General features: G+C 69.8%; 20 protein-coding genes. 10 read left to right on the top strand and 10 right to left on the bottom strand.

What is annotated here, in order from left to right; all coding sequences use genetic code 11:
* Positions 1 to 2: 2 nt before the first annotated feature.
* The gene (fmt, locus tag INQ40_RS01065) at positions 3 to 926 is read right to left on the bottom strand and encodes a methionyl-tRNA formyltransferase (protein ID WP_194341074.1); all 924 of its coding nucleotides are present in this window, start codon (positions 924 to 926) and stop codon (positions 3 to 5) included.
* 86 nt (positions 927 to 1012) lie between these two features.
* A complete protein-coding gene (gene def / locus INQ40_RS01060; RefSeq protein ID WP_194035683.1) occupies positions 1013 to 1525 on the bottom strand; it encodes a peptide deformylase in 513 nt (170 codons plus the stop codon).
* A 170-nt stretch (positions 1526 to 1695) separates the two neighbouring features.
* Here def and INQ40_RS01055 point away from each other — a divergent pair, with 170 nt between their 5' ends.
* The 7 genes from INQ40_RS01055 (at position 1696) to INQ40_RS01025 (ending at position 9741) form a co-directional block, all read left to right on the top strand.
* Positions 1696 to 2847 carry a LysM domain-containing protein gene (locus tag INQ40_RS01055; RefSeq protein WP_194341072.1) on the top strand — a complete coding sequence of 384 codons (1152 nt, stop codon included), beginning with the start codon at positions 1696 to 1698 and terminating at the stop codon, positions 2845 to 2847.
* 95 nt (positions 2848 to 2942) lie between these two features.
* The gene (gene dprA, locus INQ40_RS01050; RefSeq protein WP_194341070.1) at positions 2943 to 4187 is read left to right on the top strand and encodes a DNA-processing protein DprA; all 1245 of its coding nucleotides are present in this window, start codon (positions 2943 to 2945) and stop codon (positions 4185 to 4187) included.
* Between the two features lie 75 nt (positions 4188 to 4262).
* Positions 4263 to 4751: a DUF494 family protein gene (locus INQ40_RS01045; RefSeq protein WP_043959646.1), complete on the top strand. Its 489-nt coding sequence runs from the start codon at positions 4263 to 4265 to the stop codon at positions 4749 to 4751.
* A gap of 209 nt (positions 4752 to 4960) precedes the next feature.
* The gene (locus INQ40_RS01040; RefSeq protein ID WP_194341061.1) at positions 4961 to 7501 is read left to right on the top strand and encodes a DNA topoisomerase I; all 2541 of its coding nucleotides are present in this window, start codon (positions 4961 to 4963) and stop codon (positions 7499 to 7501) included.
* A gap of 63 nt (positions 7502 to 7564) precedes the next feature.
* Positions 7565 to 8143: an L-threonylcarbamoyladenylate synthase gene (locus INQ40_RS01035; RefSeq protein ID WP_194341059.1), complete on the top strand. Its 579-nt coding sequence runs from the start codon at positions 7565 to 7567 to the stop codon at positions 8141 to 8143.
* 45 nt (positions 8144 to 8188) lie between these two features.
* Positions 8189 to 9004, top strand: a complete 816-nt coding sequence (locus INQ40_RS01030; RefSeq protein WP_228482069.1) for a DUF4124 domain-containing protein — start codon at positions 8189 to 8191, stop codon at positions 9002 to 9004.
* Complete coding sequence (locus INQ40_RS01025; protein ID WP_194341051.1) at positions 9001 to 9741, top strand: hypothetical protein; 741 nt, start codon at positions 9001 to 9003, stop codon at positions 9739 to 9741. Before INQ40_RS01030 ends, INQ40_RS01025 begins: the two co-directional genes overlap by 4 nt.
* An 11-nt stretch (positions 9742 to 9752) precedes the next feature.
* On the opposite strand, the gene alr is transcribed toward INQ40_RS01025, so the two are convergent.
* Positions 9753 to 10841 (bottom strand): alanine racemase, encoded by a 1089-nt coding sequence (alr, locus tag INQ40_RS01020; RefSeq protein WP_194341048.1) that lies wholly within the window; start codon positions 10839 to 10841, stop codon positions 9753 to 9755.
* Complete coding sequence (locus tag INQ40_RS01015; RefSeq protein ID WP_194341046.1) at positions 10841 to 12127, bottom strand: D-amino acid dehydrogenase; 1287 nt, start codon at positions 12125 to 12127, stop codon at positions 10841 to 10843. The genes alr and INQ40_RS01015 overlap by 1 nt, the downstream gene beginning before the upstream one ends.
* A 169-nt stretch (positions 12128 to 12296) precedes the next feature.
* On the opposite strand from INQ40_RS01015, the gene INQ40_RS01010 reads away from it, so the two are divergent.
* Entirely contained in the window at positions 12297 to 12755 is a 459-nt protein-coding gene (locus INQ40_RS01010) for a winged helix-turn-helix transcriptional regulator (protein ID WP_305059198.1), read from the top strand.
* 23 nt (positions 12756 to 12778) lie between these two features.
* Here INQ40_RS01010 and INQ40_RS01005 read toward each other — a convergent pair whose 3' ends face one another.
* Entirely contained in the window at positions 12779 to 13558 is a 780-nt protein-coding gene (locus INQ40_RS01005) for an SDR family oxidoreductase (RefSeq protein ID WP_194341043.1), read from the bottom strand.
* 78 nt (positions 13559 to 13636) lie between these two features.
* Here INQ40_RS01005 and INQ40_RS01000 point away from each other — a divergent pair, with 78 nt between their 5' ends.
* Positions 13637 to 13864 carry a hypothetical protein gene (locus tag INQ40_RS01000; protein WP_194341041.1) on the top strand — a complete coding sequence of 76 codons (228 nt, stop codon included), beginning with the start codon at positions 13637 to 13639 and terminating at the stop codon, positions 13862 to 13864.
* A gap of 54 nt (positions 13865 to 13918) precedes the next feature.
* Here INQ40_RS01000 and INQ40_RS00995 read toward each other — a convergent pair whose 3' ends face one another.
* The 5 genes from INQ40_RS00995 to INQ40_RS00975 form a co-directional block, all read right to left on the bottom strand.
* On the bottom strand, positions 13919 to 15700 hold the full coding sequence (locus INQ40_RS00995; protein WP_194341039.1) for an amidohydrolase: 1782 nt from the start codon (positions 15698 to 15700) through the stop codon (positions 13919 to 13921).
* A 152-nt stretch (positions 15701 to 15852) separates the two neighbouring features.
* Complete coding sequence (sppA, locus tag INQ40_RS00990; protein WP_194341037.1) at positions 15853 to 17739, bottom strand: signal peptide peptidase SppA; 1887 nt, start codon at positions 17737 to 17739, stop codon at positions 15853 to 15855.
* A 65-nt stretch (positions 17740 to 17804) separates the two neighbouring features.
* Positions 17805 to 19196 carry an MATE family efflux transporter gene (locus INQ40_RS00985; RefSeq protein ID WP_228482159.1) on the bottom strand — a complete coding sequence of 464 codons (1392 nt, stop codon included), beginning with the start codon at positions 19194 to 19196 and terminating at the stop codon, positions 17805 to 17807.
* 47 nt (positions 19197 to 19243) lie between these two features.
* On the bottom strand, positions 19244 to 19885 hold the full coding sequence (locus INQ40_RS00980) for a DUF3106 domain-containing protein (protein ID WP_194341034.1): 642 nt from the start codon (positions 19883 to 19885) through the stop codon (positions 19244 to 19246).
* The gene (locus INQ40_RS00975) at positions 19872 to 20882 is read right to left on the bottom strand and encodes a hypothetical protein (RefSeq protein WP_194341032.1); all 1011 of its coding nucleotides are present in this window, start codon (positions 20880 to 20882) and stop codon (positions 19872 to 19874) included. Before INQ40_RS00975 ends, INQ40_RS00980 begins: the two co-directional genes overlap by 14 nt.
* Before the next feature lie 481 nt (positions 20883 to 21363).
* Between INQ40_RS00975 and INQ40_RS00970 the strand changes: the two genes are divergently transcribed.
* Positions 21364 to 23580 carry a primosomal protein N' gene (locus INQ40_RS00970; protein ID WP_255524275.1) on the top strand — a complete coding sequence of 739 codons (2217 nt, stop codon included), beginning with the start codon at positions 21364 to 21366 and terminating at the stop codon, positions 23578 to 23580.
* The last annotated feature ends 71 nt before the right edge of the window (positions 23581 to 23651 follow it).

Genomic DNA, 23651 nt, shown 5'->3' with positions numbered 1-23651 from the left:
CGTCAACCGCCGATGACCAGGTCGCGGCGCCCATTGAGATAGTCGGCCGCGGTGATCGCCTTGCCGCCGTCGCGCTGCAGCACGCGCACGCGCAGGCTGCCTTCGCCGCACGCCACGTCGATGCCGTCGCGACCCGCGGCGAGAACGGTGCCCGGTTCCACGTCGTGCTCTCGCGGCACAGCGACCGCGGCGTGCAGGCGCAGGCGCTCGCCGCCGATCACCGCCTCCGCCATCGGCCACGGATTGAATGCGCGCACCTTGTTGGCCAGCTCGATTGCGGGGCGATTCCAGTCGAGCTTGGCCTCGGCCTTGTCGAGCTTGTGCGCGTAGGTGACGCCGCTCTCGGGTTGCGGCTGCGCCTGCGGGCGCAAGCCGCCACGCAGCAGGCCCAGGCCGTCGGCCAGCACCTGCGCGCCCAGCTCCGCCAGCCGGTCGTGCAACTGGCCGCCGGTTTCATCGGCGCGGATGTCGATGGCCTGCGACAGCAGCAACGGACCGGTGTCGAGACCCTTCTCCATGCGCATCAGGCACACGCCGGTGCGGGTGTCGGCCGCCTGGATGGCGCGCTGGATCGGCGCCGCACCGCGCCAGCGCGGCAGCAGCGAGGCGTGCACGTTCCAGCAGCCCTCGGCGGGAATATCCAGCACCGACTGCGGCAGGATCAGGCCGTACGCCACCACCACCAGCAGATCGGGCGCCAATGCAGCCAGTTCGTGGCGCGCCGCGGCGCTGCGGAAGTTCTCCGGCTGGTAGACCGGAATCCCTAGATCCTGCGCCACCCGCTTCACCGGGGAGGGCGCCAGCCCACGGCCGCGGCCGGCAGGCCGGTCGGGCTGGGTGTAGACGGCGACAACTTCGTTGCGTTTGGCCGCTGCGCGCAGGCTGGGCACGGCGAAATCCGGGGTACCGGCAAAGACGATTCTCATCGGGCCATCTTACAGCCGGGGTTGCCTGCCACTGGGAATGCCTGCACCCCGGCCTGGTCAGCCGGCCTGGTCATCCGGCCGGTGAATCAGGCGGCGTTGCGGCGCGCCTTGGCCAGCTTCTTGCGCACCATCTCGCGCTTGAGCGGGGACAGGTAGTCCACGAACAGCTTGCCCAGCAGATGGTCCATCTCGTGCTGGACGCAGACCGCCAGCAGGCCGTCGCAGTCCAGTTCGAAGGACTCGCCCTCGCGGTCCAGCGCCTTGACCGTGATCCGCTCGGCGCGGGTCACCTCGGCAAAGATCCCGGGCACCGACAGGCAACCCTCCTCGTGCACCTCTTCGCCTTCGCTGGCGAGGATCTGCGGGTTGATGAACACCATCGGCGTGTCGTTTTCCTCGGACACATCGATCACCATGAAGCGCTGGTGCACATCCACCTGGCTCGCCGCCAAACCGATGCCGGGTGCGTCGTACATGGTCTCGAACATGTCATCGAGCAGGCGCTGGAATTCCGGCGAGCCGATCTGCGACGGATCGACGTCGGTCGCGACGGTGCGCAGGCGCGGATCGGGAAATTCGAGGATCGGTAACTGGGCCATGGCTCTATAAATGGGGGCGTGGATCACATCCACAAGATACCGGGTCATTATAACGCGGCCGTGGCGGCGCTTTTGCTTGCAATGACGCCATTCATCTGGGATATAGTGAGCCGCCCGCGTCGCTTTATGACGCCCGGGCGCACCTGCATGGGGAATCAGGTATACCTATTATGTTGAAGCCGATCCGCACGGTCGCTACCGCTGCGTTGCTGACAATTGCCACCTTTGCCATGGCTGCCGGGTTGCGCGGGGATCACCCCGACACCTATGTGGTCAAGAAGGGTGACACCTTGTGGGACATCGCCGGAACCTTCCTCCAGAAACCCTGGCTGTGGCCGGAAATCTGGCAGGCCAATCCGCAGGTGGAGAATCCGCACCTCATCTATCCCGGCGACGTATTGTCGCTGGCGTACCTGAACCGCGTCACCGCCCAGCCCGGCCCGCGCCAGCTGGCCCCGGTCACAGGCGTGCCGCTGTCGCAGATCGAGCCGTTCCTGAAGGACCTGCGGGTCGTGGACGAAATCGACAGCCTGCCGCACGTGGTCGGCCTGGAAGAGGACCGCCTGCGCAGCGCCAAGGGCCAGGTCGTCTACATCAAGGGCCTGCCGGGCGCCGTCGCCGGCCAGCGCTATGCGGTGGTGCGTCCGACCCAGCGCTACGCCCGCCTGGACCGGACCATGTGCTGCGACATCTTCGATGCCGCCGACCTGGACAACCGCGGCCGGCGCACGATCGATTTCGAGCGCCACTGGACCAACGTGGTCGTGCCCGACCACGGATCAGAAATCCTCGGCTACGAACTGATGCAGCAGGCGACCGGCACGGTTACCCGCGGCGAAGTGGGCGGCATCGAAGCCGCCACCATGGTGCTGGACGACAGCGGCCGCGAAGTGCGCATCGGCGATCGCCTGATCCCGGTCGCGGCGCAGCCGTATGACCTGCAGTTCTTCCCGCACCCGCCGCGCCAGCAGTTCGAGTACGGTCGTGCCCGCGTACTGGCGGTGGCGGACATGCTGCGCACCGGTGGTCCGCGCGACGTGGTCGCCCTGTCGGTCGGCGCCCGTGACGGCGTGGACAACGGCACCGTGTTCTCCGGCTGGCGCGTGGGCAGCGAAGTGGTCGACCGGATGAGCACCGGCAGCGGCTGGGACCGCAGCGAAGACACCTTCGGTCGTGCCAATCGCGTGCGCCTGCCCGACGAGTTCGCCGGCCACCTGATGGTGTTCCGGACCTTCGACAAGGTCAGCTACGCACTGGTGATGGAGGGCATTCGTCCGATCCAGGTCGGGCACGAGCTCAAGCACCCCGACGCGCCATATTGATCCGGCAGCACCGACCCGCGCGGTAGGGAATTTCCTACCGTGATCCGCGACGGCACCCGAGGGTGCCGTCGTCGTTTCTGCCCGATGCTCGCGGGATGGGCGATTTCGCTGCTTCCGATGCCGCTACTGCCCCTTCTACGCCGGTCGACCGCAAAGATGGTGCGCGCAACCACGCCCTGCTCCGGCTGCTGGATTGCACCGGGCCGGCCGCGCCGCGCCGCATCCTGCTGACCCGGACATCGCCGGAGAGCGCACTGGCCGCCGGGCCCTCGCTGTGGCGGGCGGTCGGGCTGCAGGCCCGGCAGGTGGCGCAGTTGCAGATACCGCCCGGCGACGCGGTGGAGCGGGCGCTGGACTGGCTGGCCGCACCCGATCACCACCTGATCGGCTGGGACGATCCGGACTACCCGCCATTGCTGCGGCACGCGCAGAACCCGCCTTTGGCCCTGTTCGTGGCCGGCGATCCCACCCTGCTGTGGCTGCCCGCCGTCGCCATCGTCGGCAGCCGCTCGCCGACGCCGGGCGGCGCGGACAACGCCCGCGAGTTCGCCCGGGCACTCGCCCGCCAGGGCCTGATGATCGCCAGCGGCCTGGCCGCCGGCATCGATACGGCCGTCCACGAGTCGACCCTGGCGGCAGGCGGCGACACCGTGGCCGTGCTCGGCACCGGTCCGGACGTTCCCTACCCGCGGGCGAACACCGCCCTGCATGCGCGCATCGCCACGCGCGGCGCGGTGGTCAGCGAGCACCTTCCGGGCACCGGCGCGCGCCGCGAGCATTTCCCCAGCCGCAACCGGATCCTCGCCGGCCTGTGCCTGGGCACGCTGGTGATCGAGGCGGCCTACCGCTCCGGTGCACTGATCACGGCGCGCCTGTCGGCCGAATGCGGGCGCGAGGTGATGGCCGTGCCCGGCTCGATCCACAACCCGCTGGCGCGCGGCTGTCATCGGCTGATCCGCGACGGCGCCTGCCTGATCGAGAGCCCGTCGGATGTCGCCGACCTGCTGGCCCCCGCCATCAGCGCGCAGGCCAGCCACTTGCGCAAGCGCCTGGCCACCCCCAGTTCAGGGGAGTCGGCCCCTTCGCGCGATACGCAGCTCCCGCCCGACCCGCCACCGCCGCCGGCCTCCCGCCGCGAATCCACCCACCCCGCACCACCTAGCCAGAACGACGGTGACCACCACATTTTGTGGCAGGCCCTCGGTCACGACCCTACCGATATGGATCAACTCGTTCAGCGCACCGGATTGACGCCTGCACGCCTGTCATCCATGCTGCTGCCGCTGGAGCTGGAGGGTCGAGTGGTCGCGCAACACGGCCGCTTCCATCGCCATCGATGATCCGTCCCGTGACGGTTCGACGGTCCCAAGCAACTCCTGACCCACCGCGCCGCCTGCGGCGCAGGCCGAGGGGAAATGAAAGAAAGCATTCTGGATGTCCTGCTGTACCTGTTCGAGCACTACTTCACTGAAGATGCGGACCTCGTCCGCGACCGTGAAAACCTGCAAAGCGGGCCGTTGTTCGAGGAACTCGGCCAGGCAGGCTTCAGCGCTGCCGAGATCAACAAGGCCTTTGAGTGGCTGGATGCACTGGCGCGACAGCGGCCGGCGCCCAGTCCCGTGCGCGCCGATCGGCCGACGCGTGTCTACGCGGGGCCCGAGCTGGACCGGCTGGACACCGATTGCCGCGGCTTCCTGCTGTTTCTGGAGCAGCACGGCGTGCTCGACGCAGGCCAGCGCGAGCTGGTGATCGATCGCGCGATGGCGCTGGACCAGCACGAGATCGACCTGGACGACCTGAAATGGGTGGTCCTGATGGTGCTGTTCAACCAGCCCGGAAGCGAGGCGGCGTATGCCTGGATGGAAACCCAGATGTTCGAGGAAGAGCCCGACCCCGTGCATTGAGCGGCGCGACCATTAATACTGTGCGCGCCACGACCGGACCCGCTCCGGCCGTTTGCCGCGGACAAGGCTTAACAGCAGCGCCCGCGGCGTGATTCCACTGGCAAGGTCATTTCGACGTCCGTGCTCCCGCCGCGGGCGTCTGCTTGTTTGTGCTTACTCCCGCGCAGCCTCCACGGCGCGCACCCGCCCCCACTACAGGCTCTGCCGCGATGGCCAAGAACCTCCTCATCGTCGAATCGCCCGCCAAGGCCAAGACGATCAACAAATACCTCGGCAAGGACTTCATGGTCCTGGCCTCCTACGGTCACGTGCGTGACCTGATCCCGAAGGAAGGCGCGGTCGATCCCGATGCCAACTTCGCGATGCGCTACGACCTGATCGAGAAGAACCAGAAGCACGTCGAGGCCATCGCCAAGGAAGCCAAGAAGGCCGAGGCGGTGTTCCTGGCAACCGATCCGGATCGCGAAGGTGAGGCGATCAGCTGGCACATCGCCGAGATCCTGCGCGAGCGCGGCCTGCTGGAGGGCAAGCCGCTGAAGCGGGTGGTGTTCACCGAGATCACCCCGCGGGCGATCAACGAGGCGATGGCCAATCCGCGCGACATCGCCAGCGACCTGGTCGATGCGCAGCAGGCGCGACGCGCGCTGGACTACCTGGTCGGCTTCAATCTGTCCCCGGTGCTGTGGCGCAAGGTCCAGCGCGGCCTGTCCGCCGGACGTGTGCAGTCGCCGGCGCTGCGCATGATCGTCGAGCGCGAGGAAGAGATCGAGGCGTTCAAGGCGCGCGAGTACTGGTCGATCGTCGCCGACTGCCTGCACCCCTCGCAGGCGTTCAACGCGCGGCTGATCAAGCTGGACGGCAAGAAGTTCGAGCAGTTCACGATCACCGACGGGGATACCGCCGAGGCCGCCCGCCAGCGCATCGTCGGCGCCGCCGGCGGCGCGCTGCAGGTCACCGACGTGGTCAGCAAGGAGCGCAAGCGGCGCCCGGCTGCGCCGTTCACGACCTCGACCCTGCAACAGGAGGCCGCGCGCAAGCTCGGCTTCACCACCAAGCGCACCATGCAGGTCGCGCAGAAGCTCTACGAGGGCGTCGCCCTGGGTGGCGAGGAAGGCACGGTCGGCCTGATCAGCTACATGCGTACCGACTCGGTCGCCCTGTCGCAGGACGCGGTCGCAGAGATCCGCGACGTGATCGCCCGCGACTACGGCATCGGCGCGGTGCCCGACCAGCCGGTGACCTACAAATCCAAGGCCAAGAACGCGCAGGAGGCCCATGAGGCGGTGCGCCCGACCTCCGCGCTGCGCACGCCCGCGCAGATGGCCACCTTCCTGGAAGACGACGCGCGCCGCCTGTACGAACTGATCTGGAAGCGCGCCGTCGCCAGCCAGATGGTCCCGGCCACGCTCAACACCGTCTCGGTCGACCTGGCCGCGGGCGGCGAGCACAGCTTCCGCGTGTCGGGCACCACCGTGATCGACCCCGGCTTCCTGGCCGTGTACGAGGAAGGCAAGGACACCAAGGCCGAGGATGCCGACGACGAGGGCCGCAAGTTGCCGCCGATGAAGACCGGCGACCGGATCCCGCTGCAGCAGGTCAATGCCAACCAGCACTTCACCGAGCCACCGCCGCGTTTCTCGGAAGCCTCGCTGGTGAAGACCCTGGAGGAGTACGGCATCGGCCGGCCCTCGACCTACGCCTCGATCATCGCGACCCTGCTGTTCCGCCAGTACGTCGAGCTGGAGAGCCGCCGCTTCCGGCCCACCGACGTCGGCCGCGCGGTCAGCAACTTCCTGTCCGGCCATTTCAGCCAGTACGTGGACTACGACTTCACTGCCAAGCTCGAGGACGAGCTGGATGCGGTGTCGCGCGGCGAGGAGGACTGGATTCCGTTGATGGAACGGTTCTGGACCCCGTTCAAGGAAATGGTCGACGACAAGATGGAGTCGGTCGACCGCAGCCAGGCCACCGGCGCGCGCGAGCTGGGCACCGACCCCAAGACCGGCAAGCCGGTCAGCGTGCGCCTGGGTCGGTACGGGCCGTACGCCGCCATCGGCAGCACCGCCGAGGACGCCGAGGACAAGCCCAAGTTCGCCTCGTTGCGGCCGGGCCAGAGCATGCACACCATCAGCCTGGAGGATGCGCTGGAGCTGTTCCTGATGCCGCGCCACCTGGGCCAGGACAAGGGCGAGGACGTCAGCGTCGGTATCGGCCGCTTCGGGCCGTTCGCAAAGCGCGGCGCGGTCTACGCATCGCTGAAGAAGGAAGACGACCCGTACAAGGTCGACCTGGCGCGCGCGGTGTTCCTGATCGAGGAGAAGGAAGAGATCGCGCGCAACCGGATCATCAAGGAGTTCGAGGGCAGCGAGATCCAGGTGCTCAATGGCCGCTACGGCCCGTACCTGAGTGACGGCAAGCTCAACGGCAAGATCCCCAAGGATCGCGAGCCGGCCTCGCTGACGCTGGAGGAGGTGATCCAGCTGATGGAGGAAACCGGCAAGCCGATGCGCAAGGGTTTTGGCAAGAAGGCCGCCAAGAAGGCGCCGGCGAAAAAGGTTGCCAAGAAGGCGGCCGCCAAGGCCCCGGCGAAGAAGGCGGCGAAGAAGGCCCTCAAGAAGGCGACAAAGAAGGCGACAAAGAAGACGGCAAAAAAGGCCGCGAAGAAAACCGTCGCCAAGAAAGCCGCCACCAAATCGGCCGCGACCGCCGCAGCGAAACCCGCCGACAAGCCAGCCACCAGCACCAGCTGAGCATCGATTGACCGTGGTTCAAGCGCTCCCGGCGATATCGTCGGGAGCGCTATGCTGGACGCCATGCCCGTCCCTTCCTCCGCTGCCACCTGCGACCTGCCATCGGCCGTGCGCGCCCTGCGCGGCGGCGGTGTCATTGCCTACCCCACCGAAGCGGTGTGGGGGCTGGGCTGCGATCCCTTCAACCAGGCCGCGGTACGGCGTCTGCTCGATGTCAAGCAACGCCCGGTGGAGAAGGGTCTGATCCTGATTGCCGGCGCACTGGCGCAGCTGGACGGACTGGTCGACTGGTCCGGCTTGGCAGCGGAGCGCTGCGCTGAGGTGCGGGCCAGCTGGCCCGGTCCGCACACCTGGGTGGTGCCGGCCACCGCCGCCGTCCCGCGGGTGGTCACCGGCGATCACGACAGCGTCGCGGTCCGCGTCAGTGCCCATCCGACGGTCGTAGCCCTGTGCGCGGCATGGGGCGGCGTGCTGGTCTCAACCAGTGCCAACCTCGCCGGCCAGCCGGCGGTGACCGCGATCGATCAGCTCGACCCGGAGCTGCTGGCGCGGATCGACGCGGTGCTTGCCGGCGAGCCCGGTGGTCGCGCCACGCCCAGCACGATCCGGGATGCCCGCACGGGTGCCGTGCTGCGCGCCTGAGCCCGGCCGCTTCCGCCGCAGCCGGCGTGCGGGCAAGATGCGTCCATGAATCCCTTTCCGCGCAACGCGTTGATGCCACTGCTGGCGACGTTCATGCTGGCGATCGGCCTCGCGCTGCCCGCTGCCGCAGCGGCCCACCCGGACGGCGACCAGGTCACGATCTACCGCTGCACTGACGCCCAGGGCCGGCTGAGCCTGCGCGACTCGCCCTGCCGCCGTGGGGAGCAACAGGAGACACGGGGAATGCAACGCCCGCAGGACCCGCCGGCACCGCCTCCCGGCGCAGCCCCTGCGCCCCCGCCGACGGTGCTGGTCATCCGTGAGCCCGAGCCGGCCCCCGCGCTGGTCCGGATCGCGCCGCCTCCGGTCTACCGCTGCAGCACGCCGGACGGCGAGGAGTACACCAGCGACTCGGCGGACGTCAATCCGCGCTGGGTGCCGCTGTGGACGCTCGGCTATCCGGTGATCGTCGGTCCCGGCTACGACCACTACCCCGGACATTACCCGGCGCCGCCGGTGCGGCCGGCCGGCGGCACCGGGTACGGAGCCGACCGCGCCCCGGTCGCCACGGGCCGGCCCGGCTTCAAGTTCGACAGTGTCGGCCGGCCCACCCCCGTGCCGTCCAGCAGCCAGCCCGGGGTGCCGAACCGCCTGCCCACGGCCGGCGTCATCCAGGGACCGGGGACATGGATCCGCGACTCCTGCGTGCAGATCGCGCAATCGGAGGTCTGTGCCGACCTGCGCGACCGCCGGACCCTGCTGACCCGGCGCTACAACAGCGCGCTGCAAAGCGAGCGTCGACAGATCGACGCCGAGAAGCGCCGCATCGATGAGCGCCTGGACAGCGGGTGCCGGCCGTGATCCGCGGTGTTCTTCTGGCCGCGTTGCTTGGCCTCGCCGCGGCGCCCGCCCTGGCCCAGTACGCGGTGGTAATCTACCGCTGCACGGATGCCAGCGGCGCGGTCAGCGTGCAGAACGACGTCCCGTGCCCAAAGGGCAGCCAGCAGCAGCGGCGGGTAATCGAGACTGCCGCGCCGGCCTCCATCGCTGCGATGCCGGTGGCGCCATCAGCGACCCCCGCCCGGACGTCGACCGAGCCAGCCCTGCCCGCGCTGGTGGCCATGCCGGTGCCGGCCGGAAGCGGTTCCGAGGGCGTGTCGCCCGTTGCCGGTACCGCCGCCGCTGCGGCCGGGGCGACCGGGGACAGCGGCGCGCCCGACGCCGCTGGCGACGGCGGCGCTGCCCAGCTTGTCGATGCCACGCCCGCCGAACCACCGCCGCCGCTCTTCAGCTGCCGGACCTGGGACCGCCAGGAGTACTTCAGCGATGACCCGGTCCCGACCCGGCGCTGCGCGCCACTGCGCGTGTCCGGGCTGGACGGCAGCGCCGGCGGTGGCCAGGCGTCGGCGTGCGAGTACGTGACCGACACCTGCGCCCCGGTTCCCGATGCCGCCCTGTGCAGTCAATGGCACCGGCACGCGCATGACACCCGCGCCAGGCTGCTGTTCGGTCGCGCCGAGGATCCGGCGGCGACCCGCATCGAACTGGAGCGGATCGAGGCGCTCATCCACGCCAGCACCTGCCGCGGCGCAGGCTGAGGCCGCGGCCCTTATTCGCCGAGGTAGGTGCGGGGCACGCGCTTGAGGCCGCACAGCAGCCGGTAGGCGCTGGTCGCGCCGCGCTCGGTGAGGTCGCTGGCACGCACGTGCTTGCCCCACAGCTCGACCCGGCTGCCCATGCCGGCGCCCGGGTGGCCGTCCAGGTCGACGGTCAACATGTCCATCGACACCCGGCCGATCACCTGCCCGGGCCGGCCGTCGATCCACACCGGTGTCCCGTTGGGCGCGAACTGCGGGTAGCCGTCCGCATAGCCGATCGCGACCACGCCGACCCGCGTCGGGCGTTCGGTGACGAAGCGCGCGCCGTAACCCACGGGCTCCCCGGCCGGCAGGTCGCGCACGGCGATGATCTGCGACTCCAGCGTCATTACCGGTCGCAGCCGGTCGGCTTCCGGGTGCGGATTGGCGAACGGAGAGGCGCCGTACAGCATCAGGCCGGGCCGGGCGAACTGGGCGCGGGTCGCCGGCCAGCCGAGCAGGGCCGGCGAGTTGGCGACGCTTGCGGTCAGCTCACTGCCGCCCGGGCCCTGGCCGGCGACGACGCGCCGGAACGTCGCCAGCTGCTCCGCCGTGCGCGCGCTGTCGAGCTCGTCGGCGCGGGCGAAGTGGGTCATCGCCACGATCTCGCCGACCCGGGGCAGGGCCTGCAGCCGCTGCAGGCAGCCGCGGTACTCCTCCGGCGCCAGGCCCAGCCGGTGCATCCCGGTGTCCAGCTTCAGCCAGACGTTCAGCGGCCGCGCCAGGCGCGCGCGCTCGATCGCATCGATCTGCCATTGCGCCTGGACCACGCACCACAGGCCGTGGCGGTCGATGAGGGCGAGCTCGTCGGCTTCGAAGAATCCCTCCAGCAACAGGATCGGCGCGCGAATGCCGGCCTCGCGCAACTCCAGCGCCTCCTCGATGCAGGCCACGCCGAAGCCGTCCGCCTCCGGCTCCAGCGCGCGCGCGCAACGCACCGCGCCGTGGCCGTAGGCATCGGCCTTGACCACCGCGATCGCCTTGTGGCCGCCCAACTCGCGCGCGAGCCGGTAATTGTGGCGCAGGGCGTCCAGGTCGATGTACGCGCGAGCCGGGCGCATCAGGGGACGCCTCCGGGCCGGACCACCCGGCTGCGGCCGTAGCGGGAGATGTCGAGCCCTTCGCTGCTGATGCGCGGTGCCTGGCCGGCGATCAGGTCGGCCAGGTAGCGCCCCGACCCGCAGGCCATGGTCCAGCCCAGCGTGCCGTGGCCGGTGTTGAGGTAGAGGTTGTCCAGGACGCTGGGGCCCACCACCGGGGTGCCGTCGGGAGTCGCCGGGCGCAGGCCCGTCCAGAAATCCGCCCGCGCCAGGTCGCCGCCCTGCGGGTAGAGGTCGTTGACGACCTTCTCCAGCGTTTCCCGGCGGCGCGGGTTGAGGCCCAGGTCGAACCCGGCCAGCTCCGCCATGCCGCCGACGCGGATTCGCTCGTCAAAGCGGGTCACCGCCACCTTGTAGCTCTCGTCGAGCACCGTCGAGGTCGGTGCCATCGCGGGATCGGTAATCGGCAGGGTCAGCGAGTAGCCCTTCAAGGGGTAGACCGGGAGCTTGATGCCCAGCGGTTCCAGCAGCGGAGTCGAGTAGCTGCCCAGCGCGACGACGTAGCGATCCGCGCGCTCGATGCGGCCATCGATGCCGACCCCCGTCACCGTCCCGCCGGAGGCCTCGATCCGGTCCACCGTGGCGCCGAAGCGGAACTCCACCCCGACGTCGCGCGCCATCGCCGCCAGCCGGCGGGTGAACAGCTCGCAATCGCCGGTCTCGTCATGCGGCAGGCGCAGCGCGCCGACCAGTGAGTCCATCACCGGCGCCAGCGCCGGCTCCACGCGCACGATGCCGGCGCGGTCGAGCAGCTCGTAGGGCACGCCGTACTCCGCCAGCACCGCGATGTCCTTGGCCGCATCGTCCAGTTGCGCCTGGGTGCGGAACAGCTGCACCGTGCCGAGCTGGCGACCTTCGTAGGCGATGCCGGTGCTGGCGCGCAGCTCGTCCAGGCAGTCGCGGCTGTACTCCGACAGGCGGACCATGCGCGCCTTGTTGACCGCGTAGTGACTGGCGGTGCAGTTGCGCAGCATCTGCAGCATCCACAGGTACTGGCGCGGGTCCAGGCCGGGTTTGATCGCCAGCGGCGCGTGGCGCGAGAACAGCCATTTGAAGGCCTTCAGCGGGATGCCCGGCGCGGCCCAGGGCGAGGCATAGCCCGGCGAGATCTGACCGGCATTGGCGAAGCTGGCTTCCCGCGCCGGTGCCGGCTCGCGATCCACCACCGTCACCTCGAAACCCGCCTGCGCCAGATACCACGCGCTGCAGGTGCCGATGACGCCACTGCCCAGTACCAATACCCGCATGTCAGCCGCCCGCCCACTTGATCGTCATCCGCCCAGGATGGCGGGAACCCAGGCGGGGAGTATAGGAACGAAGCGTCGGGCATGTTGCCTGTAATTTCAGGCAACTGCAGGCAGAATCACCGCCATTCACGCATCAAACAGGAAACCCATGCCTGCCCATCCGCGATCCATGGATAAAATCGACCGCAAGATCCTCCGCGTGCTGCAACAGGACGGGCGGATCTCCTTCACCGAGCTGGGTGAGCGGGTCGGCCTGTCGACCAGTCCCTGCACCGAACGGGTGCGCCGGCTGGAGCGCGACGGCGTCATCACCGGCTACCACGCGCGTCTGGACCCGCACCTGGTGGGCGCCGACCTGCTGGTGTTCGTGGAGATCAGCCTGGCCTACAAGTCCGGCGACGTGTTCGAGGAGTTCCGCAACGCCGCGCTGCGCCTGCCCAACGTGCTGGAGTGCCACCTGGTGTCGGGCGACTTCGACTACCTGATCAAGGCGCGCATCTCGGAGATGGCGTCGTACCGGAAGCTGCTCGGCAGCACCCTGCTGACCATGCCGCACGTGCGCGACTCCAAGAGCTACATCGTCATGGAGGAGGTCAAGGAGACGCTGACCCTGCCGCTGGACGGCTGAATCGCCACCACGCGTGCTCCGGCTCAGAAGCCGTAGCGCAGGAACCCGCCGTCCACCGCGATGCACTCGCCGGTGACGTAACTGGCCGCGGGCAGGCACAGGAAGGCGACGGCGGCGGCGACCTCCTCGGGCTCGCCGATCCGGCCCAGCGGCGTGCGCTCGAGCACCTCGTCCAGGTAGTCCGCATCGGCCAGCGCGCCGGAGGTGCGGCGGGTGCGGATGTACCAGGGCGCGACCGCGTTGACCCGGATGCCGTCCTCGGCCCACTCCACCGCCAGGTTGCGGGTCATCTGGTGCATCGCGGCCTTGCTCATGCCGTAGGGCGCCCCGGTGCGCACGTGGGTCAGTCCCGACACGCTGCCCACGTTGACGATGCTGGACGCGGCGTGCCGGGTCAGCAGCGGGTGCAGATGGCGAGAGAGCTCGAAGGCGGCGAACACGTTGACCTCGAAGATCGCCCGCCACTCCGCGTCGTCGTAGTCGGCGGCCAGACGGCTGAGGTTGGCGCCGGCGTTGTTGATAAGGATATGCAGGCCGCCATCGCCTTCCTGCTCGACCCACTCCAGCAACTCACGCCGATCCTCGTCGATGCCCACGTCGCCGGCGAATACCTGCACGTCGCGCTGTGGAAAGTCCTCCAGCAACTCGCTGCGGGCGTCGTCCAGCGCGCCGCCGTCGCGCGCGGCGAGCAGCACGTCCGCGCCCAGACCCAGCAACTCGCGGGCGATCGCCCGGCCGATGCCGGCACTGCCGCCGGTGACCAGGGCCAGTTGGCCGTCAAGGCGCCAACGCTTGGGATCCATGTGTGCTCCTGTGGCCGCCAGCGGCGACGCTCGACCCGGCGCGCTAGGATAACCCCCGGGCCCCAGGAGGACACGACGATGCGGGACAAGCCGACCATCCTGCTTTCAAGCTGCGCGATGCTGTTACTGCTGGCCGCGTGCAACCGGCCGCCCGTGGAACCGGAACAGCCGCCGGAGCCCAGGGCGGTCCATGGCCAGGCGAGCCGCGCCCTGCACGAGCCACTGGACAAGGCCAGGGCGGTCGAGGACGCATCGTCGAAGGCCGCCGAAGCGCAGCGTCAGGCGATCGAGGCTGCTGGCGGCTGACGGGCCTGCCCTGCGGCGCCTTCGCGACATCCCGAGGCGCGCTGTCTCTCGCGCTCAGTCTGCAGTTGGCAGCGCTGCAGCAGCGTCGCGCTGGTAGACCGTCACACCACGTTTGACGGTCTGCACTACCCGGATGTCGCGGATTGCCATCGGCTCGACAGTCAGCGGGTTGCGATCCAGCACCACGAAATCCGCGAGCTTGCCGACCGCCAGGGTGCCGCGATCGGCCTCGTCGAAGAACTGGTAGGCCGCGTTGGCGGTGATCGCCTGCAGCGCCTGATACGGCGTGGCGCGCTGCGCTGCGCCGATCACCGCGCCGGAGCGCGAGACACGGTTGACCGCGGTCCACAGGCCGAGAAGCGGGTCGATCGGCGTGACCGTGGCATCGCTGTGGTTGGTAAAGCGCAGCCCCAGTGCCGCTGCTGCGGGGATCGGGCTGAGAAATCCGGCGCGCTCCGGGCCCAGGTTGGCCACGTGCTGGTCACCCCAGAAGAAGGGATGGTTGCTGAACAGCGAAGGCACCATGCGGTAGCGGCGATAGGCCTGCAACTGGTCCGGACGGACGAATTGGGAATGGACCACGACAGTGCGGCGATCGGCGTCCAGCGGCTGCGCCAGCTGGCGCGCGGCGTGCTCATGCGCGCGCAGGACCATGTCGATGCTCGCATCGCCATTGCTGTGCACGTACAACTGTCTGCCCTGCCGATAGCCTTCGACAAACAGCCGGTTCAACGCATCCTGGGTGAGGCTCGGAATCCCGCGGCAGTCGCTGTCGCAGCCGGCCACAGGCGTCAGGTATGGCTGCGTAAAAAAGGCCGTCTTTCCCTGCGGAGATCCGTCTGCGATGATCTTGATGCCTTGGAACTTCAGGCCGTTGCGATACTCCCCGAACGTGGCCGTGGCTTTGTCATCGCCCTCCACCCAGCCGCTGGGATTGTCGAGGATCGCCGCTCCGGGAAACAGCATCACATCGAGCTTCAGTCCGCCTTGCGCCGCCACGCGCTGCAGCAACCGGGCGCCGTCAGGCTCGCTCATCCCGTCACCGGCGGTGGTGATGCCGTTGGCCAGGTAGAGATCCTGGGCACGGTGGAACAACTCCGCCTTGCGGGGCGCCGCCTCGGCAATCGCGGTCCCGGCGAAGAAATACATCGCGGTTTCCTGCACCAGTCCCGTCGGCCGGTCGGTGCCCGGGAAGCGCACGATCCTGCCACCTTCCGGATCCGGGCTCCCATCGTGGATATCGGCCACCGCCAGCGCCGCCGAGTTGGCCACGCCCATGTGGGCGCTGGTGTGCTGCAGATAGACGGGGTTGTCGGGGAAAGCTGCATCCAGCTCGGTGCGGGTGATGTGGCGGCGCTCTTCCAGTTGGCCCTCGTCATAGCCCCATGCAAACAGCCACTCGCCGGGCGCCAGGTTCTGACGTTGTTTGAACGCCCTCAGCGCAGCCATCAGGTCGGAAAAATTGCGGGTGGTGCCGACCGGCGGCGGCGACAGGTCCGCCTGACCCATGGTGTCGGCGACCATGCCGATATGGCTGTGCGGGTCGATGAAGCCGGGCAGTAGAGTGTGTCCCTGCAGATCGGTCGCCAACGCCGCCGGATAGCTCGTCCGCGCCGTGCGCTCGCTGCCGACAAAAACGATCCTGTCACCGAGCGCAACAACGGCTTCCACTGTGGCCGGATTTTTCCCTTCCATGGTGATGATCGGGCCGTTGAAGAACAGGCGGGCGGCGACTCGCCCCGCGCTGGCACTGTCTTCAACCAGCTCGGCGGCTGGCGTGCTGACGCAGCCGGCCAGCGCGGCGGTGAGGATCAGCAGGAGGATGGTGACGCGCATGGGAAACCCCGGTAGTGGCCGGCCAGGAAGGCTGCGAGTTCCCATCCTGCCCGGGCGCGTGCGCTTGCCGCGTCAAGGTGCCGACTCACTTCGCGCCCAGGGCGCGCGGGCACGCAGCGCCACCGGCCCGGCCGGCGGCGACGTTCGGGGGTTTACTCCAGCGCGCAGAAGCAGTAGGCCAGCGCCTTCACCGGCACGCCCGCGGTCGGGGTGATGGCGTCTTCCAGCAGCTTCAGGTCGGCCCGGGTGGCCGGCAGCGTGCGCGCGACCAGCCCGCGGGCGATGTCGGAATCGCGCAGCAGCAGGCCGGCCAGGCGGGTTTCGGCGAAACCGCCGAACCACTGCTCAAACGGGGTGCCGGTCTTCTCCACGTAGGTAACCGCGTAGTCGCCCTCGTCCAGCTCGACCCGCTTGGCCGCGTCCACGATCGCCGACTTGAGATCGCCCAGCTCGTCGACGAGGCCGCGGTCCTTGGCCTGGGCGCCGCTCCAGACGCGGCCACGGGCGATCTCGTCGACGCCGTCGACCGGCTTGCCGCGCGCGTCGGCAACCTTGCCGATGAAGTCGCGGTAGCCCTTGTCGATGACCGACTGGATGACCTTTCCGACCTCCGGATCCAGCGGCCGGCTGATGTCGAACGCGCCGGCCAGCGGGGTGGTGCCCACGCCGTCGGTGTGGATGCCGATCTTGTCCAGCGCGCGCGGGATGGTTGGGATCATGCCGAAGATGCCGATCGAGCCGCTGATGGTGGAGGCGTCGGCGTAGATGCGGTCGGCGTTCATGCTGATCCAGTAACCGCCCGAGGCGGCCAGGTCGCCCATCGAGACCACCACCGGCTTGCCGGCGGCCTGCAGGGCCACGACCTCGCGGCGGATCTGCTCGGAGGCGAACACTTCGCCGCCGGGCGAGTTGACCCGCAGCACGACCGACTTCACCTCATCGTCGTCGCGCGCCTGGCGCAGCAGCGCGGAGGTTGAATCACCACCGATCGTGCCCGGCGGCTGGTCGCCCCCGGTGATCGAACCGGCGGCGACCACGACGGCGACCTTCGGCCGGCGGTCCGGGGAAAGCTTGCGCGCGGTGTCCAGGTGGGTCAGGTAGCCGTCCATCGAGACACGGCGGAACCCGCCCTCGGCATCGGCATCGGCCACGCCGCGCTCGACCAGTTCGTCCTGCACCTGCTCGCGCGTCTTCAGGCCGTCGACCAGCTTGTGCTGCAGCGCGTACTCGGCCAGATCGCCGTTCACCGCGGCAATGCCTTCGGGCAGCAGGTTGATGTCGGCGGCGATCACGGCCGGATCCTGCTTGCGCGCGCGGCCCACATCGGCCAGGAAGCGGTGCCAGAGGTCGTTCATCCAGTAGAGGTCGGCTTCCTTGGACTCCGGCGACGCGGCGTCGAGCACGTACGGCTCGGCGGCCGACTTGAACTCGCCGACCTTGAACAGGTGCACGTCCACGCCGAGCTTGTCCTGCAGCCCTTCGCGGTAGTACTGGCGGTAGCGCCCCAGCCCTTCCAGCAACAGGCCGCCCATCGGGTCGAGGTAGATCTCGTCAGCCTCGGCGGCGATCAGGTAGTTGGACTGGTCCATGCCTTCGGAGAAGGCGACCACCTGCTTGCCGCCGGCGCGCACGCGGGCGACCGCCGCGGCGATTTCGCGGCGCGAGGCCATGCCGCCACCGGACAGCCGGTCCAGCTGCAGGACGACGCGCTCGATGCGCTTGTCCTCGCCGGCCTTGTCCAAGGTGCGGACCACGTCGCGCAGCTGGATTTCACCGCCCTTGGCGCCCATCGCCTTCATCAAGGCGCGGGTGGCCTGGTCGGCACTGAACTGCTCCACCAGCCGTCCTTCGGGCGCAATCACCAGGGTGGTGCGCTCCAGCAGCGGCTCGCTGCGGTCACCGCTGCCGATGGCGGCCAGGATGATGAACAACAGGGTGAAGAACACCAGGTTGAAGATCAGCCGGCGGGTGAAATTCATCGCGTCCCACAAGCCGATGAAGAAACGCGCGATCGGGCCGCGGCGCTGGACCTGGTTCATTGCAGACACTCCATGACGATTTTGCGAGGGTAACCGCTGGGGCTGTCCTGTACATCCACCATTGGTCACCCCGGGAGGCGGTTTGCGCCCGGCAACAGCACGCGCAGATGGCGGTCGCGGCTGGAGCGCCAGAAGCGCCAGCCCATCAGCACCGAGGCCACGCACAGCCCGCCGATCAGGCCCAGCCACATCCCGCGCGGGCCCATTGCCGGCGTAAAGCCGCCCACGCCCAGGCCCAGCACCGCGCCCAGCGGCATGCCGACGCCCCAGTACGCAAACGCGGCGATCAACATCGGCACGCGGGTGTCGCGCAGCCCGCGCAGCGCACCGGCGGCGATGACCTGGATGCCATCGGGGAACTGGAACGCGGCCGCGTACAGCAGCAGCGCGGCCGCCAGCGCCGCGACCTGCGCATCGCCGGTATAGAAACCCACCACCACGTGGTTGCCCAGCAACAGGGCGAGCGCCGACAGCGCCTGGGTGCCCAGCACGATGATGAATCCCGCCCAGGCCGCGCGACGCACGGCGGTCGGATCGCCGCGGCCCACCGCGTGCCCGACCCGGACGGTGGTCGCCTCGGCCAGGCCCAGCGGGATCATGTAGCAGAGGCTGGCGACGTTGATGGCGATCTGGTGCGCCGCTACCGGCACTTCGCCGAGCCGGCCGATCAGCAGCGCGGTGGTGATGAACAGGCCGCCTTCCATGGCCACCGTGACCCCGATCGGCAGGCCGGTCTGCAGCAGGCCGCGGATCGGCGGCCACTGCGGAGCATCCCAGCGGGCGAACAGGCGCAATCCAGCGAACCGGCGCGCGCGACGCAGGTAGAGCAGGAACGCCAGCGCCTGCATCCACATCATCAGCGCCGATGCGACGCCCAGCCCGCCGGCGCCGCGGCCGGGAATGCCGCCCACGCCGTAGGTCAGCGCGAAGCCCAGCGGCACCAGCAGCACGAGCCCGCCGAAGCCGAACAGCATCGTCGGCAGGGTCCAGTGCAGCCCGTCGCAGAGGTAGCGCATGCACAGGTAGAACGTCAGTGCGGGCACGCCCCAGCGGATCCCGTGGAGGAAGTCGCGCGCGCCGTCGCGGATGCCGGGGGCGATCCCCATCGGTTCAAGCGCCATGCCGACCACGCTGAGGAAGGTGAACAGCGCCAGGCCCAGACCCAGGGCCAGCCACAGGGCTTGCCGGAACAGCGCACCGATCTCCTCACGACGGCCGCCGCCGTCCAGTTGGGATACCGCCGGTGGCAGCGACATCAGGGTTCCCATCGGCACCATCATCGGCAGCCAGAACAGGGCCGTGCCGACCGACACCGCGGCGAGCGTTGCGGTGCCGTGGTGGCCCGCGATCACGCTGTCGACAAAACCAATCAGGCCGGTCGAGACGTGACCCAGCACCAGCGGCGCGGCCAGCCGGCCGGTGCGGCCGACCTCGGTACGGAGGCGCGCGGACGGCAGGGCCGCGACCGGGACCGCTTCGGAGGGAAAGGACACCGGGAGCAGCCTCAGCGGTCGAGCCGCTCCCACAACCACGCGGAGATGCCGGCCGGCTGCAGGGTGGCCAGTTCGCTGCGCAGGCGATCGCGCTCCTGCGGTGAGCTGCGCTGGACCAGCACGGCCAAGTCGCGCCGCTGCGTGGCCGTCATCGCGCGCAGGGTCGTCCGCAGCGCGGCATGCTCCTCCAGCGGCACCTGGGCCAGCAACGGCTGCAGCGCGGGATAGTCGCGGCCCAGAACCGGTCCGAGCATCCAGCCGCGGCGCTCGCTGCCGTCCAGTGCATCGAAGGCTTCGCGCAGGGTCAGGCGTTCGGCCGCGTCCAGACGCTGGTAGCGGGCAGCGGCGGCGGCGACGCTGGCACGCTCCTCCGCGGTCAGGGCCTGCCACGCCAGGTAGCGCTCACGGATCGCATCGCGCTCGGCGCGTGGCAGCGCATCCCAGGCGCGCATGCGCTGCTGGAACGCGTCGCGCTCGGTCGCGCTCCATGCCGACCATTGCGCCGCTCGCGCCTGGAGCACCGCACGCGCCTCGGGCTGCAGTCGGGGCAGCAACGCCGAGATCTCGTCCGTTGCGGACCCGCCCGCCTGCACGGAGCAGGCGAGGAGCAGCAGGCAAAGGCCCCACCAGCGCCGCTGGCTAGTCGTGTTCATCGGACGTCTCCCCGCCGGGCGAGTCGGTCACTTCGACACTGCCGCCATCCGCCGTGGCGCCGGCCACTGGCGCTGCCGCCATCTGGTCCGGGGTCGCCGCCAGCCACGCATGGAATGGCAGGTCCGTGGCCTGTGCAACCGCCTGCGGATCGGCCAACAGCTCGAAATCGCGGTGCATGATCGCCGCGGCCTCGTCGCCGTACCGCGAGGCCGGCGGCTGCTCGGGCAGGTTTCCGCTGGCGTCGCTCAGCCGCCAGCTGCCGGCCGGGCTGCGGAACTGGGGCAGGAACGTAGCCGCCATGGCGAGCACGCACAGCGCCAGCAGGGTCCACAGCAGCGCCATCAGCCACCGGGGTCCGGCGTGACGCGCAACACCCGACGCGGGCGCGCGCGGAGCGGCAGCCGATGCTGCCGTGCCGGTCCCTTGCAGTGCTGCCTCGCGCGCGCTCGCCAGCCGCTTCAACCGGCCCTCGGGCAGTGTCTTGATCCGGCGATGGATCTGCTCGCGCAGCGACTGCCATGCGCGCGGATCCGCGCGCCCGTCGGCCTGGTGCGGCAGTGCGCGTTGCAAGGCCAGACGATAGGTCTGCGTACGCACGCCCAGCACCGCAGCGGCGCCCGCCTCATCCAGGCCGGCCGCCAGGCGCAACAGCAAGGCCGCCCGCGGCCCGCTGCCCAACTCGCCCAGGCGATCGGTGGCATCCACGGCGATGGCGACGGGCGTGCGCTGTTTCAGCGCCGGCTGGGCGAGCAGCGCCGCCCAGAACTGTCGCGGCCAATCGTCCATCACCGATGCCCCTGCTGCCTGGCGGAACTCGTGCATCGCGTCGGCCAGCGCCGCATCGCCCGCGGCGGCGTCGCCGCACTGCATCTCGGCCAGCACGGCGCCGCGCCGCTCGACACCGCGCAGGAACGCCGCCAGCGCCGCCGGAGCGCGCGCTCCCGCCGTCGCCGCGGCGGCTGAACGGGCATGCGGAACGGCGCGCGGATCTGTCATCGAAGGGGCCTGGGCATGGCGCCATGATAACGATGACCGGGCCCTCTCCGGACGCTTGACAATTCGCTAAACCGCCCGTGAACACAGCGTGACGCGGGTTGGAGGACGAATCGGTTGTGCACAGCAGCGAAATCGCGCCCCCGCCACGCCCCGCGGCTGCCACAAGCGGCCGGGTAATTGCAATGTTTCACGGGCAAGTGGTTGATCGGTATCGATTTTTCCTGTTTGGTGTTTTTTTGGCCAACCCAGGGTGAGGGCTTGCAGGGTCAGCCTCACGCAGGTTTGCCAAGCGTCCATGCACAGACTTATCCACAGGAGATGTGGATAACGGTCAATCCCCTGCAAAAACCGGCACTTGCGCACACTTCGTGATTATCCGGGCAGCAATGGCCTGCAACTTGAGCCCCGTCTTTCCGGCACCTCGTCCGGGACCGCCCGATAGACTGGCGGGATGCCCGATCGCCGTCCTGAAAACCGCCTTTTGCGCGTTGCCGTTCCCGTGCCGCTGCCGCGTCTGTTCGACTATCTGCCGGCCGACGACGGTGGCCACGTCCAGGTGGGAAGCCGGGTCAGGGTGCCGTTCGGCTCACGCGAGCTGGTTGGCGTGGTGGTCGAACTTCCGGCGATCGCCGACGTGGATACCGCCAGTCTGAAGCCCGCGCTGGAGATCCTCGACGATCAGCCGCTGTTTGCAGGCGAGCTGTTCGACTCGCTGCAATGGCTGGGCCGCTACACCCACGCCCCGATCGGCGAGATCTTCGCCACCGCACTGCCGGGACCGCTGCGCCGCGGCGAGCCCCTGCCCGATACCCACGACTGGGCGTGGCGGCTGACCGCTGCCGGGCACGCCGGCCTTGCCGACATGCGCCCTGGCCGGCCGCGCCTGCTGGCCGAACGCCTGCAGGGCGGCGCTGCCAACGAAGCGCGTCTGGGTCCGGACGAGGCAGACGAGGCTGACGCCGCGGCCACGGACGCCGGCGCCTGGCGCGCGGCGGCGCGAAGCCTCGCCCAGCGTGGCCTGGCGGAGCGGATCGCGGTGCCGCCATCGCAAGCCGCCCCCGTGCCCCGCCAGGGACCCCAGCTTCACGCAGAGCAGCAGCTCGCCGTCGACGCGGTCCTCGCCGCGCGGGAGCACTTCGCGCCGTTCCTGCTCAACGGCGTGACCGGCAGCGGCAAGACCGAGGTTTACCTGCACGCGATCGCGGACTGCCTGGCCCGCGGCAAGCAGGCGCTCGTGCTGGTGCCGGAGATCGGCCTGACGCCGCAGCTGCTCGGGCGTTTCCGCGCCCGCCTCGGGGTGCCCGTGCACGCGCTGCATTCGGGCCTGTCGGACGGCGAACGCACCCGGACCTGGGCGGCGTGCCTGCGCGGCGAGGCGCGCGTCGTGGTCGGCACGCGCTCGGCGGTGTTCCTGCCGTTGCCCGATGCCGGCCTGATCGTCATCGACGAGGAACACGACGGCAGCTTCAAGCAGCTGGACGGCATCCGCTACCACGCCCGCGATTTCGCCCTCGTGCGGGCGCGGGCGCTGCACGTGCCGATCCTGCTGGGCAGCGCCACGCCGTCACTGGAGTCACTGCAGAACGCGGCCTGCGGCCGCTACGCGCACCTGCGCTTGACCCGGCGTGCCGGCAGCGCGCGACCGCCGGCGGTGCGCGTGCTCGACGTGCGCAAGCGACCGTTGCAGGCCGGCCTGTCGCCGGAACTGCTGGACGCCGTGGCCGCGGCGCTGGATGCCGACGGCCAGGTGCTGGTGTTCAAGAACCGTCGCGGCTACGCGCCGGTGCTGCTGTGCCACGACTGCGGCTGGAGCGCGCAATGCCGCCAGTGCGATGCCGCGATGACCGTCCACGCCGGCGGTCGGCGTCTGCAGTGCCACCACTGCGGCGCGCGCCGGCCGACGCCCAACGCCTGCCCCGACTGCGGCGGGCTGGCCCTGCAGTCCCAGGGCGCGGGCACCGAGCGCATCGAGGAGCTCCTGCGCGAGCGGTTCCCCGACGTCCCGGTGCTGCGCATCGACCGTGGCACCACCAGCCGGCGCGACGCGCTGGAGACGCACCTGGCCCGGTTCGGCGACACCCGCGGCATCCTGGTCGGCACCCAGATGCTGGCCAAGGGCCACGACCTGCCCAACCTGACCCTGGTGGCGGTCGTGGGAATCGACGAGGGCCTGTTCAGTGCCGACTTCCGCGCGCCAGAGAAGCTCGCCCAGCTGTTGATCCAGGTCGCCGGCCGGGCCGGCCGCGCCGACCGCGCCGGCCAGGTCGTGCTGCAGACCCACCACCCGGAGCACCCGCTGCTGGACAGCCTGTTGAACGGCGGCTACGGCGCGTTCGCGGCAATCGAACTGGAGCAGCGCGAGGCGGCGGTATTTCCGCCGTTCGCGCACTTGGCAATGTTCCGCGCCGAAGCCAAACAGGTCGAACTCGCCGATGCGTTTCTGTTGCTGGTGCGCCGCGCGCTGGAGGATGTCGACCGCACCCTGCGCGCGGCGGCACCGGCGCTGGAGCTCAGTGGCCCCTTGCCGGCGCCGATGCCGCGGCGTGCGGGCTACCAGCGCAGCCAGCTGCTGCTGTCGGCGACCGCGCGCGCTCGGCTGCACAGGGTCCTGCAGCAGGCGTTGCCGGTGATCCGTGCCAGCGCGGAGGCGCGCAGGGTGCGCTGGTCACTGGATGTGGATCCGGTGGATCTGTACTGACGGCAAGCGCCATGGCGGCGCTGCTACGCGTCATGCCGCGTGCCGCCACGCGGCCACGAAATAAGAAAACG

Origin of the sequence: Lysobacter sp. H21R4, assembly GCF_015277535.1 — a bacterium.
GTDB classification, from domain to species: domain Bacteria; phylum Pseudomonadota; class Gammaproteobacteria; order Xanthomonadales; family Xanthomonadaceae; genus Novilysobacter; species Novilysobacter ciconiae.
The sequence above is the reverse complement of the archived record's forward strand: the minus strand, read 5'-3'. Positions and strand labels throughout refer to the sequence as shown.